Genomic DNA, 7,765 nt, shown 5'->3' with positions numbered 1-7,765 from the left:
CCCCGGAGCCGTCGCGCCGAGCCACCCCGGCCTCGGCGCCACCCCCGGTGGCGGCTTCCATGGGGGTGGCCTGGGCGGCGGCTTCCACAGCGGTGGTTTCGGCGGTTTCGGGCACTGACCGGGTTCACCGACAGGGTTCGGCCCCGATATCGCGCTGATCCGGCGATGACGAGTCCCGACGGCTGTCCAGGACGTCGAGGTAGTGCTGGTTGGACATGATGCCGAGCAGATTGCCGAAGGGGTCGACCACCGAGGCGGTGACGAAGCCCGGACCGCGTTCGGTGACGGGTTGGTGTTCGGCCGCGCCGAGTTCGCGGAGCCGCTGCAGTGCGGCGTCGAGATCGTCGACGTGCCAGTACAGCAGTGCGCCGCCGGGAGGTGTGGCCGTGCTGCCCCCGAGGCCGGGAGTACGGGCGGTTCCGGCACCCGGAGCGGTATCGGAAGACGTTGTGCCCGGGGCAGACTGGGCACCACCGGTCGGTGCGGAATCGGTGCCGCCACCGGCGGGGGCGGAGGTGCCGGGCTTCGCGTTGTCCCCGGCGTTCGCAGTGCCGTTCGAATTGGCAGTGCCGTTCGAATTCGCGGAGTCGCTCGAATTCGCGGAGTCGCTCGAGTGGGAACCGTCGCCCGAATTCGTCGTACCACCGGCATCGGGTCCGGTGTCGGAGTTCGTGGCGTCGCCGGAGTGCGCCGGGCCAGAGTTCGCCGTCCCCGGTTTCGCCGGATCGGATTTCGTACCACTGGAGCTCGCGGAGTCGTCGGCGTGCGAGCCGTGCGTATCGGCGCTGTCGGAGTCCGAGCCCTGGGAGGATGCACTCGACCCGCCGGTCGCACCGGCCGAATTCGACTCGGCGGACGTGGTATCCGAGCCGTCACCGCTGTCCGCGGTGCCGCTCGAGTGCCCGGGCCGCGGAGTGGACGCGGCATCGCCGGTATGCGAATTCCCGGACGACGCACCGGGAGTCGCGGTCGTCTTGTCGACGGGGACGGGGTTCGTGCCGGATGCGGGTGTACTCGAACCGTCCGGTTTCGGCGCCGGATTTCCGGGCTTCGACGAGTCCCCGGGTGTGGAGCCCCCGCCGGGTGGGGTGCCCTGATCACCGGATCCCGGCTGACCCGGATGTCCCGTGCCGGGCAGGTTGCCGGCCGCGGCGCCGGCGGCCAGGAGCGCCGCCGCGCCCGAGTTCACGAACGGCATGGGGTTGGTGAAACGCGCCGGATCGGAGTAGGTCCGGGCGCGAGGCGGCACGCAGGGCGTGACGGCGCCGTAGTCGCGCAGCGCGTTTTCGACCCGATCGGTCATGGCATGCGAAAAGTCGTGCGCCGCACCGGCGTAGCCGCGCATTCCGGACAGCGAGGTGCCCATCAAAGTGTCGGTGCGGGCCGCCAGCGCAGTGAATCCGACACCGAAGCCGGGTGTCTGCGGCAGGTCGCCGACCTGTTCGCGCAACGCATCCGCCGGGCCGGCCAGCGCGGGGGCGAATTCCATGATCGGGCCGTCGGTACCGAGCGGGCCACCGCCGATCATGGTCGCCGCCGACATGGCGAGAGCGGACACGACCGCGGCGGAGGATACGACCGCGGCGCCCCGGGCGTATCGCCCGGCGTTGCTGTTGCTCGTGGCAAATCGAGCCGAGGCGATGGCGGCTCCGGTCGCGACCGTATGCGCCGGATCCGGCGGGACAATCACCGGAGGACCCAACTCGGCCAGCACCTCCGCCACCTCGACCGGTCGCGCGGCGCCACCGATCAGTAGCACGCGATCGACGTCGTCGATGGTCACCCGCGCACGTTGCAGGCAATCGCGCACCACCCGAAGCGAATTGCGGACATGCCAGGCGCGCAGGCGGCGGGTGTCCTCGGCCGGCACCACCGTCGACACCGGTGCCGGCACGTCCGGAGCCAGCGTCCGTGCGTAGCGCGCCAGGACGGCGCCCAGCGGCCGGCCGCCGAAGGCATCGGATCGCAGGGCCGAGCCGAGCACTCCGCGCTGATTCCATTCGGCCTCGGTCCGGACCACCGCGACGTCCAGGTTGTTGGCGCCCAGGTCGTAGACGAGCGTGGAACAGCTTGCGGAAACACCGTATTCGCCGTCCAGCCATTCCACCGCGGCCACGGGTTCGGGCATCAGAATCACGTCGAAGGCGCCGCAGCGGTGCAGCGCGTACTGCAGCGAGGCGATCTGCCGGTCGGTGTAACAGGCGGGATAGGTGAGGACCGGCCCGGCTTCGGGATCGCTGCCCTCGATCAGGCAGGTGGCGACCGAGGCGACCAGGTCGGCCGAGGACCGGATCCGGCCGCCCAGCGATACCGGCCCGCGCACGCGGGTGAGGTCGGCGAAATCCGTGACCACCGGCGCGAATCGAGGCACTCCGCCGACTCGGACATCGCCGGAGCGGTCGAAGGTGACCGCGGTGCGACGCACGCGGACCGCCGGCCGGCCGCGATCACCGGCAGTTGCCGCCCACACGGAATTCACTGTGCCGATGCTCATGCCGAAGCCAACCGTCATTGCCATCCCGTCAACGCACCGAGACCACGGCCCCAGGTGATTCAACCATGTGGTCGCGGTCGTTTACCAAATAGCGAACACAGGTTAGCTGGTCGGTCTCGATCACGGAAACCGAATGGGCGGAAAAGCTTTCACACCCACCGCTCGATCGAGCAAAACACCTGTTAGGGCGTGATCTTCGGCAAAATCGGAAGTTCGAATTCGGCTACCGCACGAGAATAGCTGGCAAAACTGGCCATTTCACAGTTGATCGCGCAGAATACCGACCGGTTTTCTGTGGAATTGCGGCAATGACATTCACGAGACCGAAATCCGTGCGGCCGTTCCGAATGACTGGATGGTTGCCGAAACGACGAATGCCCCGATCCGCCCGGATCGGGGCATTCGGTCGAAAGATCGGTTCAGGCGCGAGCGAGCAGCTTTCGCTTCCACCACGGCTGGGCCGTGGCGCCGCCGCGCACCGCATCGGGGCGGCGGCGCTGGACCAGCCGATCGAAATCGGTGGCGTCGGCGGTGGGCCGGCGCAGACGCCCGGCGTTGAAGTCGTCGACCAACTGTCGCACCGTCTGCTGCGCGCAGGACTTGTTGGTGCCGATGAAGCCCGTCGGACCGCGCTTGATCCAGCCGGTCACATAGGTTCCCGGAACCACCGCGCCGCCGGCGGATTCGAGCACCCGGCCGTCGGCGTTCGGGATGACACCGGCGCGCTCGTCGAACGGCACCCCCGGCACGGCCACGCCGCGGTAACCCACCGAAGCCAGAACCAGTGCGGTATCCAGGGTTTCGGTGTCGTCCGTCGCGACAGCGCGGGTGATACCGGCCTCGTCGGTCACGAGTTCGTTGCGCACCAGCTCGATTCCGGTCACGCGGTCGGTGCCGACCAACGCCACCGGCGAGGAGAGATAGCGGAAGACGATGCGCTTGCGCGCGCCCACCGGACGGTCGGCCACGCTGCGCAGCAGCTTCAGTTTCTGCTCGACCTTCTGCGGCATATCCGGAGTCGGTTCCGGCACATCACCTTCCACGACGATGTCGAGATCGGATCCGAGCAGGCCCACGAATTCGGGAACGGTGAAGGCGGATTCGGCGGGACCGCGGCGGCCCACGATCACCACTTCCTCGATCTTGCTGTGCCGCAGTGCCGCCAGCGCCGCCGGCGACACCTCGGTGGCATCGAGCAGTTCGGGATCCATGGTGAGAATCCGGGCCACGTCGAGCGCGACATTACCGTTGCCGACGATCACCGCGCGCCGCTGCGACAGATCGAAACTGCGCTGCGCGAAGTCGGGATGACCGTTGTACCACGCCACGAACTCGGTCGCGGACAGGCTGCCGGGCAGACCCTCGCCGGGGATACCGAGCTTGCGGTCGGAGGAGGCGCCCACGGCGTAGATCACCGCATCGAAATGGTCCAGCAGTTCGGCGTGCGAGATGTCCGCGCCCACCGCCACATTCAGGTACGACCCGAATCCGGGCTGCGCGGAGATCACATCGAACAACCGGCTCACCTGCCGGGTCCGGGTGTGGTCGGGCGCGACGCCGTGGCGTGCCAGGCCGTAGGGCACCGGCAACCGGTCGAAGACCGTCACCGTCACCTCGGGCTGGGTGAGCAGCTCGTCGGCGGCGTACATCGCCGAGGGACCCGAACCCACGATCGCGACGCGCATCGGGCCGCGATCGGTGTCCACCTCGGCGGCCGGCACCGGCTTGGCCAGCAGTGGACGCGGCCGCGCCTGGCGATAGAAATCGGCGTTGATCTCGATGAACGGCTTCTGCTCCGCGGTGAGCTTCTTCGAGGAGGTGATGGCGTCCACCGGACAGGCCGTGGCACAGGCGCCGCAGTCCACGCATGCCGCGGGGTCGACGTACAGCATCTCCGCCGTCAGAAAATCCGGTTCGTCGGGCGTGGGATGGATGCAGTTGACCGGGCATGCGTAGACGCAGGAGGCGTCGCTGCAGCACGACTGGGTGACTACATACGGCACTGTATGGCTACCCTTCAGGCGGCTTTGGTCTTGGCGCGCTGCGGCTCGGAGCGGTACCGGCTGGCCGGGCCGTCGATCTTCAGCAGCTTCCAGACGTTCTTCGAGATCGGGTTCATCAGGCCCAGCTCCTTGGCCAGGGCCCGCACGTCGATGAAGTAGTCGGCGAAGGTCTGCTGCGCCTCGGCGGAGCCGTAGAACAGTTCCTTGCGCACCTCCTCCGGGATGTCGAATTCCTTGAAGAAGGACTTCGGCGGGGTCGCGATGGACCGGCCGAGGATCCACATCACGATCGGCATGGCCAGCGACAGCACGAACTTCGCGGCCGGATTCGACTCCGGCACATGCTTCTTCAGGAATTCGTGCGCGAAGGAGATGTGGCGCGCCTCCTCGGCGACGTGAATCGCCATGACGCCGCGCATGATCGGATGCACTTCCTCGCCGGAGCGCAGGATCTGCTTCTGGATGTGGTCGATCGGCTCCTCACCGGCGAGCACCGCCATGAAGAACAGATTCGGGAACCGGGCGGCGACCGGCGCGGCGATGTAGCGAAGCTTACGGACCAGCGGGCCCATCCCCGGCACATCGATGCCGATCCGGTTGACCATCTCCTGGAACATCAGGGTGTGGTTGTGCTCCTCGATCATCTCGTGGGAGCAGTACCGGAATTCGGGCGAGCCGTTGGGCAGGCTGAAGTTGTGCGTGACCATGCCGCTGATCAGGATCGACTCGAACTGCAAGCCGACCTTGGCGACATTGGCCTGGCGGTACTTGCCGATGGCGATCTTCTGCTCGTCCGACAGCGCCTGGTACCAGGGGTGACGTCCCAGCGGGTCGGCGGATTCCGGAAGGATCCACCGCTTCTCGCCGGCGGTCGCGGCGAAGTCGGGGTTGTCCCAATCGATGTCGGTGAACGGATCGAAGTGCTTGTTGACCGAACCCTCGGACAGCAGGAGCAGCTTCTGGGCGTATTCCATGGCCTCGGCGACCACAGGGTCTACTTCCGGCGTCGCGGCAACGGACATCGTCGTCACAGCCTCTCCATCTCGCATGGGTAACTGTTTCCCATAGTTACACCTATAGCGGCGGAGGTCAACACCGGCGACCGGCCGTGCCGGGCACCATCGCGCAACCTCGCCGATAGTCCGCCGAATTCCCAGCTCAGTGGCAACCGAAACAGCATTACCGGGAAGTACTGTGCGGGGCGTCACATCGAAGGGAAGGCCGTCACCACCCACGCTCGAGGCGGGTCGGACGTGTCGGCACCCACATGGCAATTCATCCCATGTCCCCGCTAAGCTACAACTTGTGTCTAAGACGTATTCAGCCGCGGAGCGCGCCTATCGGGAGATCAAGGAGCGCATCCTGACCGGGGCACTGCCCGGCGGAGAGCTGATCAGCGAGGGTGAGATCGCGACCGATCTGGGCACCTCGCGCACTCCGGTCCGGGAGGCGTTCCTGCGGTTGGAGACCGAGGGCTGGATGCGGCTGTATCCCAAACGCGGCGCGCTGGTGGTACCCATTCCCGCACACGAGGCCGAACACGTCGCACATGCCCGCTATGTCGTGGAGACCGCGGCGGTGCGCGCCCTCACCGCCGACGAGCGGCCGGCGCTGATCGACGCCCTGCGCGAATCACTGACCCGCCAGCGCGAACTCGTCGCGAGCCTCGCCGCGTCCGACGGCCGGGCGCTGTTGCACTTCGCCACCGAGGACACCGACTTCCATCGCGGCTATGTGGTCGCCGCGGGCAACCCGCTGCTCACCGGGTTCTACGACTCGCTGCGCGAACGCCAGCGGCGGATGAACAGCGTCGCCCTGCACCGCGCGCCGATGAATACCGCCCGCATCGTGGAACAGCATGCGCAGCTGACCGATCTGATCGCCGCCGGCGATACCGCGGGCTTCGATACCGCACTGGCCGAACACCTTTCGGGTGTGCACCAGCTCGAACTGAGAGGACTGTGATGACCGCGCCGACCGCCGTCGACATCCGCCCGGCACGGGTCGCCACCACCCCGCGCGCGTGGTGGGGCGTGGCCGCGGCGGTCTTCGCGATCGGCTGGGGCGGAAACGAATTCACCCCGCTGCTGGTGATGTACAAGAACGACGGCCTGCCGGTCACCACGGTCGATCTGTTGCTGTTCGAATACGTCCTGGGCATCGTGCCGGCGCTGCTGATCGGCGGGCCGCTGTCGGACCGCTACGGCAGGCAGCGGCTGATGCGGCCCGCACCGCTGATCACCGCGGTCGGATCGACGCTGCTGGCCTTCGGTTCCGGCGTGGTGCCGATGTTGTCGATCGGGCGCGTGCTGTGCGGAGTCGGTCTCGGGCTGGCGATGGCCGTGGGCAGCAGTTGGTTGAAGGAGCTGTCGCAGCTGCCGTTCGCGCCCGTGTCGGCTCCCGGCACCGGCGCTCGCCGCTCGGCGATGAGCCTCACCGGCGGTTTCGCCATCGGAGCCGGCGTGGCCGGGGTGCTGGCGCAGTGGGGGCCGTGGCCCGCGACCCTGGCCTATCTCATCAATGTGGCACTGTGCGTGATCGCGGCCGTCTGGGTGCAGCGCGCACCGGAAACAGTGGCACCGCAACCGATTCGCAAGCCACTGCGTGAGGATCTGCGGATTCCGGCGGCCGGCCACCGGCGTTTCCGCCGCATCGCACTGCCTCTGGCGCTGTGGCTGTTCACCTCCGCCGCGACCGCCTACGCGATCCTGCCGACGCTGGCCGCCGACCGCATCGCCGGAACCCCGATCGCCTTCTCCGCGCTGATCACGGTGATCACGCTCGGATGCGGTTTCGCCATCCAATCGGTGGCGCGGCGGATCGACCTGCCGGGTACCGCGCGGATCGCGGCGCTGTCGCTGATGCTCACCACGGCCGGCATGGCCGCATCCGTCTACGCGGCGGCATCGCTACAGCTGTGGGCCGTCGTCGCGACCGCTGCCGTGCTCGGCTTCGGATTCGGCATCGGGATGGTCGCGGGACTGCAGGAGATCGAGCGGATCGCCCGGCCGGACGATCTGGCCGGGCTGACCGCGGTGTTCTATTCGGTGAGCTACCTCGGATTCGGTTCACCGGCGCTGCTGTCGCTGCTGCACAACGCCTTGCGCATCGGCTATCCGGTGATGTTCGCGGCCGGCGCGGTCATCGCCCTCGGATGTCTCGCGGTGGTACTCAGCAACTATCGCGATCCGGAGAGCCCGAGCGCCGTCGAGCGACGAATCAGCCGATAAGCCGAGTCGGAAGGGCGTTGTCTGCCCCGCGCCACCTG

General features: G+C 67.9%; 5 protein-coding genes. 2 read left to right on the top strand and 3 right to left on the bottom strand.

The window, feature by feature from the left end; all coding sequences use genetic code 11:
- Positions 1-124: 124 nt before the first annotated feature.
- From A5780_RS43290 to A5780_RS31045, 3 genes are all read right to left on the bottom strand, one after another.
- Positions 125-2,494 (bottom strand): Hsp70 family protein, encoded by a 2,370-nt coding sequence (locus tag A5780_RS43290; protein ID WP_197521922.1) that lies wholly within the window; start codon positions 2,492-2,494, stop codon positions 125-127.
- A 419-nt stretch (positions 2,495-2,913) separates the two neighbouring features.
- Complete coding sequence (locus tag A5780_RS31050; RefSeq protein ID WP_063014587.1) at positions 2,914-4,497, bottom strand: FAD-dependent oxidoreductase; 1,584 nt, start codon at positions 4,495-4,497, stop codon at positions 2,914-2,916.
- A 14-nt stretch (positions 4,498-4,511) separates the two neighbouring features.
- Positions 4,512-5,519 (bottom strand): diiron oxygenase, encoded by a 1,008-nt coding sequence (locus tag A5780_RS31045; protein ID WP_064902696.1) that lies wholly within the window; start codon positions 5,517-5,519, stop codon positions 4,512-4,514.
- A gap of 283 nt (positions 5,520-5,802) precedes the next feature.
- On the opposite strand from A5780_RS31045, the gene A5780_RS31040 reads away from it, so the two are divergent.
- Both A5780_RS31040 and A5780_RS31035 read left to right on the top strand, forming a co-directional pair.
- Positions 5,803-6,462: a GntR family transcriptional regulator gene (locus tag A5780_RS31040; protein WP_064910718.1), complete on the top strand. Its 660-nt coding sequence runs from the start codon at positions 5,803-5,805 to the stop codon at positions 6,460-6,462.
- Positions 6,462-7,727 (top strand): MFS transporter, encoded by a 1,266-nt coding sequence (locus A5780_RS31035; RefSeq protein WP_064910716.1) that lies wholly within the window; start codon positions 6,462-6,464, stop codon positions 7,725-7,727. Before A5780_RS31040 ends, A5780_RS31035 begins: the two co-directional genes overlap by 1 nt.
- Positions 7,728-7,765: the final 38 nt, after the last annotated feature.

This window comes from Nocardia sp. 852002-20019_SCH5090214 (genome assembly GCF_001665865.1).
Taxonomy (GTDB): domain Bacteria; phylum Actinomycetota; class Actinomycetes; order Mycobacteriales; family Mycobacteriaceae; genus Nocardia; species Nocardia nova.
This window is presented reverse-complemented; position numbering and strand designations above follow the sequence as displayed.

What these genes read in the sequence shown, in the direction of transcription:
- A5780_RS31035 (WP_064910716.1), top strand. Translation starts at nt 6,462, where the DNA reads ATGACCGCGCCGACCGCCGTCGACATCCGCCCGGCACGGGTCGCCACC.
- A5780_RS31045 (WP_064902696.1), bottom strand. Translation starts at nt 5,519, where the DNA reads ATGTCCGTTGCCGCGACGCCGGAAGTAGACCCTGTGGTCGCCGAGGCC.
- A5780_RS43290 (WP_197521922.1), bottom strand. Translation starts at nt 2,494, where the DNA reads ATGAGCATCGGCACAGTGAATTCCGTGTGGGCGGCAACTGCCGGTGAT.